Source organism: Scandinavium sp. (assembly GCF_032012665.1).
GTDB lineage: Bacteria > Pseudomonadota > Gammaproteobacteria > Enterobacterales > Enterobacteriaceae > Scandinavium.
Map to the genome: position 1 here is coordinate 86,666 of NZ_DALZVG010000015.1, position 16,922 is coordinate 103,587.

The 16,922-nt window shown below is 55.8% G+C and carries 15 protein-coding genes and 1 pseudogene; 10 read left to right on the plus strand and 6 right to left on the minus strand.

Features of this window, described 5'->3' with window-relative positions:
• Positions 1 to 146 precede the first annotated feature (146 nt).
• The 4 genes from gyrB to dnaA are packed head-to-tail and all read right to left on the minus strand — an operon-like array spanning position 147 to position 6,165.
• Entirely contained in the window at positions 147 to 2,561 is a 2,415-nt protein-coding gene (gene gyrB / locus RTU33_RS13545; protein ID WP_312628025.1) for a DNA topoisomerase (ATP-hydrolyzing) subunit B, read from the minus strand.
• 28 nt (positions 2,562 to 2,589) lie between these two features.
• Positions 2,590 to 3,663: a DNA replication/repair protein RecF gene (recF, locus tag RTU33_RS13550; protein ID WP_312628027.1), complete on the minus strand. Its 1,074-nt coding sequence runs from the start codon at positions 3,661 to 3,663 to the stop codon at positions 2,590 to 2,592.
• Positions 3,663 to 4,763, minus strand: coding sequence for a DNA polymerase III subunit beta (dnaN, locus tag RTU33_RS13555; RefSeq protein ID WP_312628029.1), 1,101 nt, complete (start codon positions 4,761 to 4,763; stop codon positions 3,663 to 3,665). Before dnaN ends, recF begins: the two co-directional genes overlap by 1 nt.
• 4 nt (positions 4,764 to 4,767) lie before the next feature.
• Positions 4,768 to 6,165 (minus strand): chromosomal replication initiator protein DnaA, encoded by a 1,398-nt coding sequence (dnaA, locus tag RTU33_RS13560; protein WP_312585116.1) that lies wholly within the window; start codon positions 6,163 to 6,165, stop codon positions 4,768 to 4,770.
• Positions 6,166 to 6,762: 597 nt separating this feature from the next.
• On the opposite strand from dnaA, the gene rpmH reads away from it, so the two are divergent.
• The 9 genes from rpmH (at position 6,763) to RTU33_RS13605 (ending at position 14,413) form a co-directional block, all read left to right on the plus strand.
• Positions 6,763 to 6,903 (plus strand): 50S ribosomal protein L34, encoded by a 141-nt coding sequence (gene rpmH, locus RTU33_RS13565; RefSeq protein ID WP_000831330.1) that lies wholly within the window; start codon positions 6,763 to 6,765, stop codon positions 6,901 to 6,903.
• Positions 6,904 to 6,919: 16 nt separating this feature from the next.
• The gene (rnpA, locus tag RTU33_RS13570) at positions 6,920 to 7,279 is read left to right on the plus strand and encodes a ribonuclease P protein component (protein ID WP_156565723.1); all 360 of its coding nucleotides are present in this window, start codon (positions 6,920 to 6,922) and stop codon (positions 7,277 to 7,279) included.
• The gene (gene yidD / locus RTU33_RS13575) at positions 7,243 to 7,500 is read left to right on the plus strand and encodes a membrane protein insertion efficiency factor YidD (protein ID WP_097162467.1); all 258 of its coding nucleotides are present in this window, start codon (positions 7,243 to 7,245) and stop codon (positions 7,498 to 7,500) included. Before rnpA ends, yidD begins: the two co-directional genes overlap by 37 nt.
• A 2-nt stretch (positions 7,501 to 7,502) precedes the next feature.
• Entirely contained in the window at positions 7,503 to 9,152 is a 1,650-nt protein-coding gene (gene yidC / locus RTU33_RS13580) for a membrane protein insertase YidC (protein ID WP_312628032.1), read from the plus strand.
• Positions 9,153 to 9,252: 100 nt separating this feature from the next.
• Positions 9,253 to 10,617: a tRNA uridine-5-carboxymethylaminomethyl(34) synthesis GTPase MnmE gene (gene mnmE, locus RTU33_RS13585; protein WP_312628033.1), complete on the plus strand. Its 1,365-nt coding sequence runs from the start codon at positions 9,253 to 9,255 to the stop codon at positions 10,615 to 10,617.
• Positions 10,618 to 10,771: 154 nt separating this feature from the next.
• Entirely contained in the window at positions 10,772 to 11,956 is a 1,185-nt protein-coding gene (locus tag RTU33_RS13590) for an MFS transporter (protein ID WP_312628034.1), read from the plus strand.
• Positions 11,925 to 12,920, plus strand: coding sequence for an HTH-type transcriptional regulator YidZ (gene yidZ, locus RTU33_RS13595; protein WP_312628035.1), 996 nt, complete (start codon positions 11,925 to 11,927; stop codon positions 12,918 to 12,920). Before RTU33_RS13590 ends, yidZ begins: the two co-directional genes overlap by 32 nt.
• A gap of 146 nt (positions 12,921 to 13,066) precedes the next feature.
• On the plus strand, positions 13,067 to 13,816 hold the full coding sequence (locus RTU33_RS13600; RefSeq protein WP_312628036.1) for a hypothetical protein: 750 nt from the start codon (positions 13,067 to 13,069) through the stop codon (positions 13,814 to 13,816).
• Positions 13,817 to 13,846: 30 nt separating this feature from the next.
• Positions 13,847 to 14,413 (plus strand): NADPH-dependent FMN reductase, encoded by a 567-nt coding sequence (locus RTU33_RS13605; protein WP_409438248.1) that lies wholly within the window; start codon positions 13,847 to 13,849, stop codon positions 14,411 to 14,413.
• A 129-nt stretch (positions 14,414 to 14,542) separates the two neighbouring features.
• On the opposite strand, the gene adeP is transcribed toward RTU33_RS13605, so the two are convergent.
• Positions 14,543 to 15,880, minus strand: a complete 1,338-nt coding sequence (gene adeP / locus RTU33_RS13610; protein ID WP_312628038.1) for an adenine permease AdeP — start codon at positions 15,878 to 15,880, stop codon at positions 14,543 to 14,545.
• A gap of 170 nt (positions 15,881 to 16,050) precedes the next feature.
• Between adeP and yieH the strand changes: the two genes are divergently transcribed.
• On the plus strand, positions 16,051 to 16,716 hold the full coding sequence (gene yieH, locus RTU33_RS13615) for a 6-phosphogluconate phosphatase (protein WP_312628039.1): 666 nt from the start codon (positions 16,051 to 16,053) through the stop codon (positions 16,714 to 16,716).
• A gap of 95 nt (positions 16,717 to 16,811) precedes the next feature.
• Here yieH and RTU33_RS13620 read toward each other — a convergent pair.
• Positions 16,812 to 16,922, minus strand: a pseudogene (locus RTU33_RS13620) (phosphate transport system regulator PhoU); the annotation flags it as partial.

The following is a 16,922-nucleotide window of genomic DNA, read 5'->3' on the forward strand; positions in this document are numbered from 1 at the left end:
GGGGAAAAGGGGGATGGAAAGAAGTGGGGGGATTCCTCTTTTCGAGGATGAATGTAGGCCTGATAAGCGAAGCGCATCAGGCGCTTCTGAACACCCGCCAGATGCGGCTGGTGCCTTATCCGGCCTACATTATTTTACTGCAAAACTTAGATATCGATGTTCGCTGCTTTCAGGGCGTTCTCTTCGATAAATGCACGACGCGGTTCAACGGCATCGCCCATCAGCGTGGTGAAAAGCTGGTCAGCTGCGATCGCGTCTTTTACGGTCACGCGCAGCATACGGCGGCTTTCCGGATCCATGGTGGTTTCCCAGAGCTGTTCCGGGTTCATCTCGCCCAGACCTTTATAACGCTGGATTGCCAGGCCACGACGCGACTCTTTCTGCAGCCATTCAAGCGCCTGCTCGAAGCTCGCTACCGGCTGACGACGTTCGCCACGTTCGATGAACGCATCCTCTTCAATGAGGCCACGCAGTTTTTCACCCAGCGTGCAGATACGACGATATTCGCCGCCGGTGATGAACTCCTGGTCCAGCGGATAATCGGTATCCACACCGTGAGTACGCACGCGAATAATTGGCTCAAACAGGTGCAGCTCGGCGTTCTGACGGACATCAAGCTGCCACATGCTGCCATGCTGCTCATTTTCATTCAGCGTGGTGACCAGAGCATTTACCCAGCGGGTGACTTTCTGCTCGTCGCTCAGATCGGCTTCTGCCAGAGTCGGCTGATAGATCAGCTCTTTCAGCAGCGAGCGAGGGAAGCGGCGCTCCATGCGACCAATCATTTTCTGCGTAGCGTTAAACTCGGCCACCAGTTTTTCCAGCGCTTCACCTGCCAGCGCCGGGGCGCTGGCGTTGGTGTGCAGGGTTGCACCATCAAGGGCGATAGCGATTTGGTACTGATCCATCGCTTCGTCGTCTTTAATGTACTGTTCCTGCTTGCCTTTTTTCACTTTGTACAGCGGCGGCTGGGCGATATACACGTGGCCACGCTCAACGATTTCCGGCATCTGACGGTAGAAGAAGGTCAACAGCAGCGTACGGATGTGCGAGCCGTCGACGTCGGCATCGGTCATGATGATGATGCTGTGATAGCGCAGCTTGTCCGGGTTGTACTCGTCGCGACCAATGCCGCAGCCCAGCGCAGTGATAAGCGTCGCCACTTCCTGCGAGGAGAGCATTTTGTCAAAGCGCGCTTTCTCAACGTTGAGGATTTTACCCTTCAGCGGCAGAATCGCCTGGTTCTTACGGTTACGACCCTGCTTCGCAGAGCCGCCCGCGGAGTCCCCTTCCACGAGGTACAGTTCGGACAGCGCCGGGTCACGTTCCTGACAGTCCGCCAGCTTGCCCGGCAGGCCAGCCAGATCCAGCGCGCCTTTACGGCGGGTCATTTCGCGGGCTTTACGCGCCGCTTCACGGGCACGCGCTGCGTCGATAATTTTGCCGACCACGATTTTCGCATCGGACGGGTTTTCCAGCAGGTATTCTGCCAGCAGTTCGTTCATCTGCTGCTCAACCGCGGATTTCACCTCTGAAGAGACCAGCTTGTCTTTGGTCTGCGAGGAGAATTTCGGATCCGGTACCTTCACGGAAACGACGGCAATCAGGCCTTCACGGGCATCGTCACCGGTGGCGCTGACTTTGGCCTTTTTGCTGTAGCCTTCTTTGTCCATGTAGGCGTTCAGGGTACGGGTCATCGCCGCACGGAAGCCCGCCAGGTGGGTACCGCCGTCACGCTGTGGAATGTTGTTAGTGAAGCAGTAGATGTTTTCCTGGAAACCGTCGTTCCATTGCAGCGCGACCTCAACGCCGATACCGTCTTTTTCGGTGGAGAAGTAGAAGATATTCGGGTGGATTGGTGTTTTGTTCTTGTTCAGATATTCCACGAACGCTTTGATACCGCCTTCGTAATGGAAGTGATCTTCTTTGCCATCACGCTTGTCTTTCAGGCGAATAGAAACGCCGGAGTTCAGGAACGACAGCTCGCGCAGACGTTTTGCCAGAATCTCGTATTCAAATTCGGTGACGTTAGTGAACGTTTCATGGCTTGGCCAGAAGCGCACCTGAGTACCGGTGGCTTCGGTTTCACCCGTTACGGCCAGAGGCGCTTGCGGCACGCCGTGAACGTAAATCTGCTGGTGAACTTTGCCTTCGCGGCGAATCACCAGCTCCAGCTTCTGGGACAGGGCGTTTACAACCGAGACGCCCACGCCATGCAGACCGCCAGAGACTTTATAGGAGTTATCATCGAACTTACCGCCTGCGTGCAGGACGGTCATGATCACTTCCGCCGCCGACACACCTTCTTCCGGGTGAATACCGGTTGGGATGCCACGACCGTCATCCGTTACGGAGACTGAGTTATCGGCATGGATGGTGACCACGATGTCTTTACAGTGACCCGCGAGCGCTTCGTCGATAGCGTTATCTACCACCTCAAATACCATGTGGTGCAGACCGGTGCCGTCATCCGTGTCGCCGATATACATACCCGGGCGCTTACGCACCGCATCCAGCCCTTTCAGGACTTTGATACTGGAGGAGTCATAAGAATTCGACATCAACGTTTCTCGCTCATTTAAACTTGGGTTAATCCGTTATTTTACCTTTTTCCACGCTGAACATCTTCGAATTTTTGTCCGACATGTCCATAACGTGTTCAGCGCTGATCGCACTGACGAAAACCTGGGATTCCGTGGCCTTGAGCCTGCTTGCTAACAGGCCCCGGCGTTCGTCATCCAGCTCTGAGGCAAAATCATCGATGAGGTACAGGCAGCGTCGACCGCTTTCGCGAGTCAGAAACTCGCCCTGCGCCAGACGTAAGGCGCACATCAGCAGCTTCAGCTGCCCGCGCGATAAGGTGTCTTCCACCGGCGCACCGTCAGCACGAATGCGAAAATCCGCTTTGTGCGGGCCGTGGGCGGTATAGGTCAGCATCCTGTCTCGCTCGAAATTCCGTTCGAGCACCTCAGAATAGTCGGTCTCTTTTTCCCAGCCGCGCTGGAAAGAGAAGCTGAGACTGAATTCGGGCAAAAACTGTTTACAGGTATCCGCCATGTCTTCGGCGATCCCTGCGCTGTATTCCGCGCGCCACTGGCTGATTTGCTCGGCCAGCGGAATCAGCTCCATATCCCACGGACGCAGCTGGGCGTAGCGCGTGACCTGGCGCAATGCCGCGTTACGCTGTTTCAGCAAACGCTTCAGGTTGCTCCAGGCGGTAAAAAAACCGGCTTCGTTGTGAAAGCATCCCCAGTCGAGGAAGGCTCTTCTGTATTTGGGGCCGCCGTTGAGTAAAGTAAACCCCTCCGGCGTGATGAGCTGCATCGGCATCAGCAGCGCCAGTTCAGCCACCTTGTGGCCGTCGGTGCCGTCGATGCGCACTTTGCTGTCACCCTGCTTATCTTTGGTCAGGCCAATGGCAATTTCACGCTCCTGACCCTGCAACCGTCCGTGTAAGACAAACGATTCCTGCTCGTGGCGGATGACGCGGCCAATCTGCAAGCTGCGAAACGCCCGGCCGTGGCCGAGCGTATAGATGGCTTCCAGCACGCTGGTTTTGCCGCTGCCGTTGGCGCCTACCAGGAAGTTAAAGCCGGGGGAAAGGGCGAGATCCGCGTTTTCGATGTTGCGAAAGTCGCGGATCAACAAGCGGGTGAGCGCCATTACAGTCTCATTGGCATAACAACATAAGCCGCGCTCTGGCTGGCTGCATCTTCAATCTGCACGCTGGAAACTGAGTCGGTCAGCAGAATACGGACGTTTTCGCACTTCAGCGCGTTGAGCACGTCCAGCACGTAGCTGACGTTGAAACCGATTTCCATTTCGGTACCGGCGTAGGTGACATCCAGAATTTCTTCTGCTTCTTCCTGCTCCGGGTTATTAGCGGTGATTTTCAGCTGATTTTCGCTGACGTACAAACGTACTCCGCGGAATTTCTCGTTCGAGAGGATTGCCGCGCGGGCAAATGCCTGCTTGAGAATATCGCAGCCGGCATCCAGATGTTTATCCGGATTTTTCGGCAGCACGCGACGGTAGTCCGGGAAGCGACCATCCACCAGCTTAGAGGTGAAGATGAAATCACCGACGTGAGCGCGGATATTGTTGCTGCCAATCTGCACGCGCATCGGGTTTTCGCCGCCGTCGAGCATACGCATCAGCTCAATCACGCCTTTACGAGGGACGATCACCGAATGGTTTGGCAGGGATTCGCCAATCGGCATGGAGCAGACCGCCAGACGGTGGCCGTCGGTCGCCACGGTGCGCAGCTCTTCCCCTTCGGTTTCGAACAGCATACCGTTTAAATAGTAGCGAACATCCTGATGCGCCATGGAGAACTGCGTGGCTTCAATCAGGCGTTTCATCGTGGCCTGGGCTACGGTGAACTCCACTTCGCTCTGCCAGTCGTCCAGGTTCGGGAAATCCGCAGCGGGCAAAGTGGAAAGCGAGAAGCGGCTGCGGCCAGAGCGCACCAGCATGCGGTCGCCCTCCAGCTGCACGGCAATTTCGGCGCCTTCCGGCAGGCCGCGGCAAATATCAAAGAACTTGCGCGCCGGGACGGTTGTGGCGCCCGCTTCGTGCGGCTGTGAAAGCGCGACGCGAGCCACCATTTCCATTTCAAGGTCGGTCCCGGTCAGCGACAGGGAGCCATCTGCGACCTGCAGCAGCAGGTTGCCAAGAATAGGCAACGTTGGGCGGCCACCTAATGGACCACTTACCTGCTGCAGCGGTTTTAATAAATGTTCACGTTCAACGGTAAATTTCATAGCGTCACGAAGATAATGTTCTGATTAAATTGGAGAAATCTTCTTTGATATCATGGCTTTCTTCACGCAACTGCTCGATCTTGCGGCACGCATGCAGCACGGTCGTGTGGTCGCGGCCACCAAACGCATCGCCGATTTCCGGCAGGCTGTGGTTGGTGAGCTCTTTGGCCAACGCCATCGCCATCTGGCGCGGACGCGCCACCGAGCGGGAACGACGCTTGGAGAGCAGATCGGCCACTTTGATCTTGTAGTATTCCGCCACCGTCTTCTGAATATTGTCGATGGTGACCAGTTTTTCCTGCAGCGCCAACAAATCACGCAGCGCTTCACGCACGAAATCGATAGTAATGGCGCGTCCGGTAAAGTTGGCGTTGGCGATAACGCGGTTCAGCGCGCCCTCAAGCTCACGTACGTTCGAACGCAGACGTTTGGCAATAAAGAAGGCCACTTCGCCCGGCAGACGAATGTCGTTTTCGTCGGCCTTTTTCATCAGGATCGCCACACGGGTTTCCAGCTCTGGCGGCTCGATCGCCACGGTCAGGCCCCAGCCGAAGCGGGATTTCAGACGATCTTCCACGCCGTTGATCTCTTTTGGATAGCGATCCGACGTCAGGATGATCTGCTGATTACCTTCCAGCAGGGCATTAAAGGTGTGGAAGAACTCTTCCTGCGAGCGCTCTTTATTGGCAAAGAATTGAATGTCATCGATAAGCAGCGCATCAACGGAGCGGTAGTAGCGTTTGAACTCCTCAATAGCGTTGTTTTGCAGGGCCTTAACCATGTCCTGCACAAAGCGCTCGGAGTGCATGTACACCACTTTCGCATTCGGTTTACGCGCAATAATGCCGTTGCCGACGGCGTGCAAAAGGTGGGTTTTACCCAGACCCGTGCCGCCATAAAGGAATAAAGGGTTGTACGCGCCGCCAGGGTTATCCGCCACCTGACGTGCCGCAGCGCGAGCCAGCTGGTTCGATTTACCTTCCACGAAGTTATCAAAGGTGTGCTTGACGTTAACGTTAGAGCGGTAAGACGGTTCGGCGGGGGCAGGAACGTTATCCCAGCCCTGGCGTGCGGCAGGCACGGCCATGCGCGGAGCCTGAACCTGCGCGGTCGCCTGGACGGCAACCTGAGCCATCTCTTTTACAACCTGAGTGACGGGACGGGCACCGACTTCGAAGCGCAGCTGTGGTGCGTCGGTACCGCAGAAATCATTCAACAATCCGTTGATGTTATTAAGGTATTTGTCCCTGACCCAATCGAGCACGAAACGGTTTGGCGCATACAAAGCAAGCGTGTTGTCGCTCAGTTCCGCCTGCAATGGGCGGATCCACATGCTGAATTCTGTGGCTGGTAACTCATCCTGCAATCGGGCAAGACACTGCTGCCAAAGCGAAAGTGACACGGCGGACTCCACTCGAACTGAAAAGGGTGAAACTGAATTAATGATTGTTGGCACACATCGGACAGCCCACAGGTGGTGAGGTGACGTGCGAACCGCTATCAGCGGTTGTTACTCCGTTCAGGATCCTGGATCGCGATCGGGACCGCGGATCATAGCCTAAACTGAGCCAGAGATCTTCTGTTTCTCACAGATTCTTCCCGATTTATCCACAGGGAAGAAGAGACCGGCTAAGTGTAAACGATCCTGGCAAGAGTGAGGGGCGATTTCGTCCGCATATTGGAAAAATTAATGAGTCACGACAATTTTTTGCTTAAACGATCTAATAAAGATCCCGGGGGATCCTTGCGATTTGACAGGCAGGCTTTATAATCCCCCACCCGGTGCGTGCTGCTCGTTAACAGGTACCGGCGCCGGTCATTTTCCACGCGAAATCGTGCGGAAATACGCGGGAAATAAGGTAAAGAGAATTGACTCCGGAGTGTACAATTATTACAATCCGGCCTCTTTAATCACCCACACTGAAGCGGAAGTCGTTCGAATCTCGTTCGGGTACACGCAAAAGTCAGTGAATTTATTCAAGTTTAGGTAGAAATCGCCATGAAACGCACTTTTCAACCGTCTGTACTGAAGCGCAACCGTTCTCACGGCTTCCGTGCTCGTATGGCTACTAAAAATGGTCGTCAGGTTCTGGCACGTCGTCGTGCTAAAGGCCGCGCTCGTCTGACCGTTTCCAAGTAATAAAGCTAACCCCTGAGTGGTTAAGCTAGCTTTTCCCAGGGAGTTACGTTTGTTAACTCCCACTCATTTCACTTTCGTCTTCCAGCAGCCGCAACGGGCTGGCACGCCGCAAATCACCATCCTCGGCCGCCTGAATTCGCTGGGGCATCCCCGCATCGGTCTTACTGTCGCCAAGAAAAACGTTAAACGCGCCCATGAACGCAATCGGATTAAACGTCTGACGCGTGAGAGCTTTCGTTTACGTCAGCATGAACTTCCCGCTATGGATTTCGTGGTGGTGGCGAAGAAAGGGGTTGCAGACCTCGACAACCGGGCACTCACGGAAGCGTTGGAAAAATTATGGCGCCGTCACTGTCGCCTGGCTCACGGGTCCTGATAGCCCTCATCCGGGTTTATCAACGCCTGATTAGTCCGCTACTCGGGCCACACTGCCGTTTTACTCCCACCTGTTCACAATACGGAATTGAGGCATTGCGCAGGTTTGGTGTGATAAAAGGCAGTTGGTTGACGGTGAAACGCGTATTAAAATGCCACCCTTTACACCCGGGTGGTGACGATCCCGTCCCACCAGGACATTCTAATACCAGAGAACACTAACGATGGATTCGCAACGCAATCTTCTTATCATCGCTTTGTTGTTCGTGTCTTTCATGATCTGGCAGGCTTGGGAGCAGGATAAAAATCCTCAGCCTCAGCAGCAGATTACGCAGACTACGACCACCGCCACGGCTAACGCCGCCGACCAGGGCGTTCCGTCCAGCGGACAGGGAAAACTGATTACGGTGAAAACCGACGTGCTGGAGCTCGTCATCAACACCCGTGGGGGTGATGTTGAGCAGGCTCTGCTGTTAACTTATCCAAAAACGCAGAATTCTACTGAGCCGTTTAAGTTACTCGACACTTCACCGCAGTTTATCTACCAGGCGCAGAGCGGCCTGACCGGTCGTGACGGCCCGGATAACCCGGCAAATGGTGCACGTCCGCTGTACAACATTGATAAAGATGCGTTTGTTCTGGCTGATGGGCAGAATGAACTGACCGTTCCGCTGACTTACACCGACAAAGCCGGCAACACCTTCACCAAAACCTTCACCCTGACACGCGGTGGCTATGCGGTGAACGTGGGCTATGACGTGAAGAACGCTGGCGAGAAACCACTGGAAGTTTCCACCTTCGGTCAGCTGAAACAGTCCATCAACCTGCCTAAGGAACTCGACACCCAAAGCGGCGGCGGTCTGTCTACCATGCATACCTTCCGCGGTGCGGCGTACTCCACGCCGGACGAGAAGTATGAGAAATACAAGTTCGACAAAATCGCCGATAACGAGAACCTGAACATCAGTTCTAAAGGCGGTTGGGTAGCCATGCTGCAGCAATACTTTGCAACCGCATGGGTACCGAACAACGACGGCTCGAACAACTTCTACACCACAAACCTGGGTAACGGCATCGCGGCGATTGGTTATAAATCTCAGCCGGTTCTGGTTCAGCCAGGTCAGTCAGGTAAGCTGGCGAGCACCCTGTGGGTTGGCCCGGAAATTCAGGACAAAATGGCCGCCGTTGCGCCACACCTGGATCTGACCGTGGACTACGGCTGGCTGTGGTTCATCTCTCAGCCGCTGTTCAAACTGCTGAAGTTTATCCACAGCTTCCTCGGAAACTGGGGCTTCTCAATCATCGTTATCACCTTCATCGTACGTGGCATCATGTACCCGCTGACCAAAGCGCAGTACACCTCCATGGCGAAGATGCGCATGCTGCAGCCGAAAATTCAGGCGATGCGTGAGCGTCTGGGCGATGACAAGCAGCGTCAGAGCCAGGAAATGATGGCCCTGTACAAAGCCGAGAAAGTGAACCCGCTGGGCGGCTGTTTCCCACTGCTGATTCAGATGCCAATCTTCCTGGCGCTGTATTACATGCTGATGGGCTCCGTTGAACTGCGTCATGCGCCGTTCGCTCTGTGGATCCATGACCTCTCCGCACAGGACCCGTACTACATCCTGCCGATCCTGATGGGCGTAACGATGTTCTTCATTCAGAAGATGTCGCCGACCACCGTGACCGACCCGATGCAGCAGAAGATCATGACCTTTATGCCGGTCATCTTCACCGTGTTCTTCCTGTGGTTCCCGTCAGGTCTGGTGCTGTACTATATCGTCAGCAACCTGGTGACGATTATCCAGCAGCAGCTGATTTACCGTGGTCTGGAAAAACGTGGTCTGCACAGCCGCGATAAGAAAAAGTCCTGATTCACGTGCCGGGTAAGCGAAACGCTACCCGGCAATCAGAAAAGTAATGACAGGGCGGTCGATTGACCGCCTTTTCTATTGGTATTGAAAGAGACAAACCATGAGCCATAACGACACGATTGTTGCCCAGGCCACCCCGCCAGGACGCGGCGGCGTGGGGATCCTGCGTATTTCCGGCCTGAACGCGTGCGACGTGGCGCAGGCGGTGCTGGGTAAGCTGCCGAAGCCGCGCTATGCCGACTACCTGCCGTTCCGTGATGCCGAAGGTAACACACTGGATCAGGGCATTGCGCTATGGTTCCCGGGGCCGAACTCTTTCACCGGTGAAGACGTGCTCGAGCTTCAGGGCCACGGCGGCCCGGTTATTCTCGATCTGCTGTTAAAGCGCATCCTGACGCTGCCGAACATTCGTATCGCGAATCCAGGCGAATTCTCCGAGCGCGCCTTTCTTAACGATAAGCTCGATTTGGCCCAGGCCGAAGCGATTGCCGACCTGATCGACGCCAGTTCAGAACAGGCGGCACGCTCGGCAATGAACTCGTTGCAGGGTGCCTTTTCCGCACGCGTGAACCATCTTGTGGAAGCACTCACTCACCTGCGTATCTACGTGGAAGCAGCCATCGACTTCCCGGACGAGGAAATTGATTTTCTCTCCGACGGTAAAATCGAAGCTCAGCTGAATACCGTGATCGGCGATCTCGATGCCGTTCGCGCCGAAGCGCGCCAGGGGAGCCTGCTGCGTGAAGGTATGAAGGTGGTGATCGCCGGGCGGCCTAACGCCGGGAAGTCGAGCCTGCTGAACGCGCTGGCGGGCCGTGAAGCCGCTATCGTCACCGACATTGCAGGCACGACCCGCGACGTCCTGCGCGAGCACATTCATATCGACGGTATGCCGCTGCACATCATTGATACCGCCGGACTGCGCGACGCCAGCGACGAAGTGGAGCGCATCGGTATCGAACGCGCCTGGCAGGAGATCGAGCAGGCGGACCGCGTGTTGTTTATGGTCGACAGCACAACCACCAGCGCCGTTGATCCGGCTGAGATCTGGCCAGATTTTATCGCCCGCTTACCGGCGAACCTGCCGATTACCGTGGTGCGTAATAAAGCCGACATCACCGGTGAAGACGTGGGTCTGAGCGAGGTGAACGGTCACTCACTGATTCGCCTTTCCGCTCGTCAGGGCAAAGGCGTGGACATTCTGCGCAACCATCTGAAGCAGAGCATGGGCTTCGACACCAACATGGAAGGCGGCTTCCTGGCTCGTCGTCGCCATTTGCAGGCGCTGGAAGCCGCAGCCGAACATCTGCAGCAGGGTAAAGCGCAGCTGCTGGGCGCGTGGGCCGGAGAACTGCTGGCCGAAGAGTTGCGCCTGGCGCAGCAAAACCTGAGTGAAATCACCGGGGAATTCACCTCCGACGATCTGCTGGGGCGCATCTTCTCGAGCTTCTGTATCGGTAAATAATCACTACCGGATGAAATGCCCGGCGGCGCTATGCTTGCCGGGCCTGCACCACGATTATGATGTTTTCCTCAATGGAAAACACCGTTGTCCAAACGGCAACTCGTCTCCCTCAATAAAGCCCCGTATTCTCGCCGCACTTTCCTGTGAGGTGACTATGGCCCGTTTTCTGTTTTGCAGCTTCGCTCTTGTCCTGCTTTATCCCTCCGGGATCGATATGTATCTCGTCGGCCTGCCGCGCATTGCGGCGGATCTCTCCGCGAGCGAAGCTCAACTGCATATTGCGTTTTCCGTCTATCTGGCCGGTATGGCGACGGCAATGCTGATTGCCGGGCGCGTCGCCGACAAAGCCGGGCGTCAGCCAGTCGCTATCTGCGGAGCGATAATCTTCGCGCTGGCCTCCGCGCTTTGCGCCAGTGCGGCCAGCAGCACGCTGTTTCTGGTCGGGCGCTTTATTCAGGGTATCGGCGCGGGCGGCTGCTACGTTGTGGCGTTCGCCATTCTGCGTGACACGCTGGACGATCGCCGCCGCGCGAAGGTGCTGTCGCTGCTGAACGGCATCACCTGCATTATTCCGGTACTGGCACCGGTTATCGGGAATCTGATCATGCTGAAGTTTCCGTGGCAGATGCTGTTCTGGGTTATGGCGACCATGGGCGTCATCGTCTGCCTGCTTTCCACTCTGGTGCTGAAAGAAACGCACCCGGGTGCATGCCAGAGTGCAACAGCCATTCCCGATGCTGCGCCAGAATCGCTCATCAGCGGCTTTTTTCTCAGTCGGGTCGCCATTACCACGCTCAGCGTTACCGCCATCCTCACCTATGTGAACATCTCCCCGGTGCTGCTGATGGATGTCCTGCATTTCGATCGCGGTGAATACTCAACCATCATGGCGTTGACGGCGCTGGTGAGTATGGGCGTGGCCTTCTCCACGCCGTTTGCCCTGACAAAATTCCGCCAGCGCAGCCTGATTCTGATGGCTCAGGGACTATTTTTCGTTGCGGCGGTCGTGCTGGCCACAGCGACCTCAACCGGCGTTATCCTGTCTGGCCTGACTTTGGTATGCGCAGGCTTTTCGCTGGGCTTTGGCGTGACGATGAGTCAGGCGCTGGGGCCGTTCCGCCAGCGGGCGGGGGTAGCGAGCTCCATTCTGGGTATCGCTCAGGTATGTGGCTCATCGTTGTACATCTGGCTGGCAGCCCTTTCCGGCGTCAGCGCGCTGAATATGCTGATCGGGATTCTGATTAGCTGTAGCATGGTCTGCATTCTGTTGACCACCTTTGTGTCCGCGCGGGCGGGCGCGCCGGACCATGAAAAAATCCCTGACCACTCTCGATCTTAATCTCCTCTTTTGCCTGCAGCTGCTGCTTCAGGAACGCAGCGTCAGTAAGACGGCGAAGCGGATGAGCGTCACGCCGTCCGCCGTCAGCAAATCTCTGGCAAAACTTCGGGACTGGTTCAACGATCCGCTGTTCGTCAAAACGCCGACCGGCCTGCATCCCACGCCGCTGGCCGTGAGCATGGAGCAGGATCTGGCTGACTGGATGCAGATGAGCCACCAGCTTCTGGATAAACCACACTACGACACGCCCCGCGGATTGACGTTTGAACTGGCGGCAGAATCTCCGTTGATGCTGATTGCCTTCAACACGCTCACGCAGCAAATTCACCAGCGTTATTCCGAAGCAACGGTGCGCCTGCGCAACTGGGATTACGATTCGCTGGACGCCATCGTGCGAGGCGAGGTGGATCTGGGCTTTAGCGGGCGGGAAAGCCATCCGCGATCGCGGGAATCATTAAGCCTGTTGCCGTGGTTTATCGACTTCGAAGTGCTGTTTACCGACCTGCCTCGCGTCTATCTACGAGAAGATCATCCGGCCCTACAGCAAGAGTGGAATCTGGAGACGTTCCTGCGCTATCCGCACATCAGCATCTGCTGGGAGAAAAGCGACACCTGGGCGCTGGACGAAGTGCTGAATGAGTCCGGGCACAAGCGTCAGATAGCGATGAGCCTGCCGGGTTTTGAAGCCACTATGTTTATGGCCGCCCAGCCCGGGCATACGCTGCTCGCCACCGCGCCTTATTATTGTCAGTACTATAATCAACAGCACGGCCTGAAGCTGGTAACGCGCCCCATTCCACTGGACGAAACGCAGCTGCAAAAACTGGCCGTCCCTTTTACGCTGATGTGGCATAAACGCAACGGCCACAACCCGAAGATTATCTGGCTGACGTCGATGTTCAAACAGCTGTACGGTGAAGCGTTTCAGTCTGGTTTACTCAGTGATGAGCCCACAAATGTGTGAACTGACAGACCATTGCGGCTAAGGAAATGTAAATGTGCTGGTCGGGAACTTTCCCGGCCTGTTATTCAACATTAAAACCTCATCAACCTGGGTGATAATAGAGTTACATTCTCAGCCTCACAGACCATTAATCACGGAGCGACATAATGGCAATGCATTTTGCAAGAGGGATCCTTAACGACGGACATCTGCACTCAGTGCGACTTTCCTCGTCCTGTCACAACGAAGCGCGAAAGCTGCCTCAGCATCGCCAGGCACGTTTCCTGGCCTCGCGCGGGCTGCTCGCCGAGCTGTTATTTATGCTCTACGGCACCAGCGAACTTCCGGAAATAATCTACCGCCCCGATGGAAAGCCCGTTTTTCGCGATGAGAACCATCCGCGCTTTTCCATTGCTTACGCCGGGAATATTGTCGGCGTGGCGCTGACCACCGAAGGCGAATGTGGTCTGGACATGGAGCTTCAGCGTGCTACCCGCAGCTTTCATCATCCTCATGCCCCGGAAACCTATCCCTTCAGCAGCAATGAAACAATCTGGATCAACAACCAGAACGATCCCAATGAAGCTCGCGCACAGCTGCAGGCTTTACGCCAGAGCGTGCTGAAGCTGATTGGCGAGACGCAAAGCGATTCGTCCCGGCATCTCCAGCTGTTACCCGGTTCCGGCCGTCTGAGAGCCGCCAAAGTGCTGCAGATTGAAGCCATTTGCGATGCAGAAGACGTACTGGTGTGGTCCGTTGCGGCAACGCCTGCTATCGAAAGGCTAAAGGTCTGGGAGTTCGACAGCAAAACCGGATGGCGCAGCCTGCCGGATGTGCCCCTTCGCGCCAGCGAGCCTGCCGCACGCCTGATGCGTTTTACCAGCCTGCCTGCGGAAAAAGCCCTTATACTGAACTGACCCATCATGATGAAAACTAAAGGAGTAATCATGTCTGAAGCGTTAAAAGTTGTTACGTTGCTGGGGAGCCTGCGCAAAGATTCATTTAACGGTATGGTCGCACGAACTCTGCCAAATCTCGCCCCGGTGGGCATGGAAATCAGCGCACTGCCGTCCATCGGCGATATCCCGCTGTATGACGCCGATATCCAACAGGAAGAGGGATTCCCGCAGAGCGTAGAGGCGCTGGCGGCACAAATTCGTGAGGCTGATGGCGTAGTGATCGTGACGCCTGAGTATAACTATTCCGTGCCGGGTGGCCTGAAAAACGCCATCGACTGGCTGTCTCGTCTGCCTGAACAGCCGCTGGCCGGGAAGCCGGTACTGATCCAGACCAGCTCAATGGGCGCGATCGGCGGCGCACGCTGTCAGTATCATCTGCGTCAGATTCTGGTGTTCCTGGACGCGATGGTGATGAACAAACCTGAATTTATGGGCGGCGTGATTCAAAACAAAGTCGACCCGCAAACGGGTGAAGTGGTGGATCAAAGCACGCGCGATCACCTCACTGGTCAACTGACTGCGTTTGGTGAATATATTCAGCGAGTGAAAGCGTAAAAGAAAAAGGTGTGCGGCCTGATGCCCTCACCCCAGCCCTCTCCCACAGGGAGAGGGTGCAAACACAAAAGGCCTTCCCTCGGGAAGGCCTTGCTGTTTATTTTGCCACCTGACACCACAAGCCACACCTTAATGAGCGTCAATAAACACAATCTTCAGCACAAACAGTAACGCCACGATAATCACGCACGGGCTCAGGTCGCGGAAACGACCGGTCCCGATTTTCATCACGCAGTAAGAGATAAAGCCCAGCGCGATGCCTTCGGTGATCGAGAAGCTGAACGGCATCATCACAGCAGTAATAAACGCCGGAACGGCTTCGGTCAGATCGTCCCACTTCACGCGGGCCAGGCTTGAGGTCATCAGCACGCCTACATAAATCAGCGCACCTGCTGCCGCATAAGGTGGCACCATACCAGCCAGCGGTGAGAGGAAAATCACCAGCAGGAACAGCAGGCCAACCACGACTGCCGTCAGGCCGGTACGACCACCGACGGAAACGCCGGAAGAGGATTCAATGTACGCGGTAACGGAAGACGTCCCGATAAAGGAACCGGCAACGGAAGAGATGCTGTCCACGTACAGCGCCTGCTTCATGCGCGGGAATTTGCCTTTTTCGTCGGTCAGGCCCGCTTTATCCGTCACGCCGATCAGGGTACCGGAGGAGTCAAACAGGTTTACCAGCATGAAGGAGAAGATAACGCCTGCCAGGCCGAGGTTTAATGACCCCGCCAGGTCAACGTGGCCAATAACGGAAGTCACATCCGGCGGCGTGGAGACGATACCAGCGTAGTGCACATCGCCCAGCATCCAGCCCAGCAGGGTGGTCACGACGATAGACACCAGCACCGCGGCATGAATGTTACGCGAAGCCAGAATAGCGATAATAAAGAAGCCCAGCACACCCAGCAGCACGCTGTGGGAAGTCAGATTACCAATGCTCACCAGCGTCTCTTTGTTGGCAACGATCACGCCCGCATTTTTCAGGCCCATCATGCCGATGAACAGACCGATACCGCTGGTGATGCCCACGCGCAGGCTTACCGGGATATTGGCAATCATCCAGTAGCGCACGCGGAAGATGGTCAGCAGCAGCAGGCCAATCGCGCCCCAGAAGATAGCACCCATACCCACCTGCCACGGCAGGCCCATCGCCTGCACGACCACGAAGGCGAAGAACGCATTCAGGCCCATAGCCGGTGCCAGCGCAACCGGCAGGTTCGCAAACAGACCCATCATGATGCTGCCGAAGGCGGCAATCAGGCAGGTGGTGACGAAGACGGCGCTGGTGTCCATGCCAGCCACGCCCAGAATTTGCGGGTTTACAAAAACGATGTAAACCATCGTCAGGAAGGTGGTAAATCCGGCAATCACTTCCGTGCGTGCCGTCGTTCCGTGCTCGCGCAGTTTAAACACGCGCTGAAGCAGACCCTGACCTGACGCCTGGGTGTTATCTTGTTGGCTCATCTTCTTGCTTCCGAACATAAGGAGGGGAAAATTCGTCGCTATCCTATACCAAAATGCGACAATAGGGGCGCTTCGAATGCATTTTTTTCATTGATTTTGCTTATACGGCAACGATTGCGTCGGGCAAATTGTATTACGTAAACGTTAAACTTGTGACAACAGGAAACGGCATGTCCAGTATTGAGGCGGTATTCTTCGACTGCGATGGCACGCTGGTCGACAGTGAAGTGATTTGTTCCCGGGCTTATGTCCACATGTTCCGGGAGTTTGGCATCACCCTTGAGCTTGAAGAGATCTTCAAACGCTTTAAAGGGGTGAAGCTGTACGAGATTATCGACACCATTAATGCCGAGTACGGCGTGAAGCTTGAAAAAGAGAGGCTGGAACCCGTTTATCGTGCCGAGGTTGCGCGGCTGTTCGACAGCGAGCTCGAAGCGATCGATGGCGCAAATGCCCTGCTGGACGCGATGACGGTTCCGATGTGCATCGTCTCCAACGGTCCGGTGAGTAAAATGCAGCACTCTTTAGGCAACACCGGCCTGCTGCATCATTTTCCCGATAAGCTGTTCAGCGGCTATGACATTCAGGCCTGGAAACCCGATCCGGCGCTGATGTACCACGCGGCGAAAGCCATGAACGTTGATCCGGTAAAGTGCGTGCTGGTCGACGATTCCAGCGCGGGGGCGATGTCCGGCGTGGCGGCAGGGATGGAGGTGTTTTACTTCTGTGCCGATCCGCACAACCAGCCAATTAACCACCCGAAGGTAACGACGTTTACGCGTCTGGATGAGTTACCAGGATTGTGGAAGGCCCGGGGCTGGAGCATTACGGAATAATTTTTCTGAATGCCTGATACGCAAGCTTATCCGGCCTACGGGATCCCCGGTTTCGTAGGCCGGGTAAGCAACGCGCCACCCGCCAGACGTTCCGCTTACTCCTTCGGATCTTTCCCCGCCAGCAGCTTGTCCAGCTCGTCGCCACCGACGTGACGGAAATCCTGCCCCTTCACGAAGTAGAAGATGTATTCGCAGATGTTCTGGCA

Excerpts from the sequence above, each read along its gene's own strand:
- gyrB (WP_312628025.1), bottom strand. The coding sequence starts at position 2,561 with ATGTCGAATTCTTATGACTCCTCCAGTATCAAAGTCCTGAAAGGGCTG.
- recF (WP_312628027.1), bottom strand. The coding sequence starts at position 3,663 with ATGGCGCTCACCCGCTTGTTGATCCGCGACTTTCGCAACATCGAAAAC.
- dnaN (WP_312628029.1), bottom strand. The coding sequence starts at position 4,763 with ATGAAATTTACCGTTGAACGTGAACATTTATTAAAACCGCTGCAGCAG.
- rpmH (WP_000831330.1), top strand. The coding sequence starts at position 6,763 with ATGAAACGCACTTTTCAACCGTCTGTACTGAAGCGCAACCGTTCTCAC.
- yidD (WP_097162467.1), top strand. The coding sequence starts at position 7,243 with ATGGCGCCGTCACTGTCGCCTGGCTCACGGGTCCTGATAGCCCTCATC.
- yidC (WP_312628032.1), top strand. The coding sequence starts at position 7,503 with ATGGATTCGCAACGCAATCTTCTTATCATCGCTTTGTTGTTCGTGTCT.
- mnmE (WP_312628033.1), top strand. The coding sequence starts at position 9,253 with ATGAGCCATAACGACACGATTGTTGCCCAGGCCACCCCGCCAGGACGC.
- RTU33_RS13590 (WP_312628034.1), top strand. The coding sequence starts at position 10,772 with ATGGCCCGTTTTCTGTTTTGCAGCTTCGCTCTTGTCCTGCTTTATCCC.
- yidZ (WP_312628035.1), top strand. The coding sequence starts at position 11,925 with ATGAAAAAATCCCTGACCACTCTCGATCTTAATCTCCTCTTTTGCCTG.
- RTU33_RS13600 (WP_312628036.1), top strand. The coding sequence starts at position 13,067 with ATGGCAATGCATTTTGCAAGAGGGATCCTTAACGACGGACATCTGCAC.
- RTU33_RS13605 (WP_409438248.1), top strand. The coding sequence starts at position 13,847 with ATGTCTGAAGCGTTAAAAGTTGTTACGTTGCTGGGGAGCCTGCGCAAA.
- adeP (WP_312628038.1), bottom strand. The coding sequence starts at position 15,880 with ATGAGCCAACAAGATAACACCCAGGCGTCAGGTCAGGGTCTGCTTCAG.
- yieH (WP_312628039.1), top strand. The coding sequence starts at position 16,051 with ATGTCCAGTATTGAGGCGGTATTCTTCGACTGCGATGGCACGCTGGTC.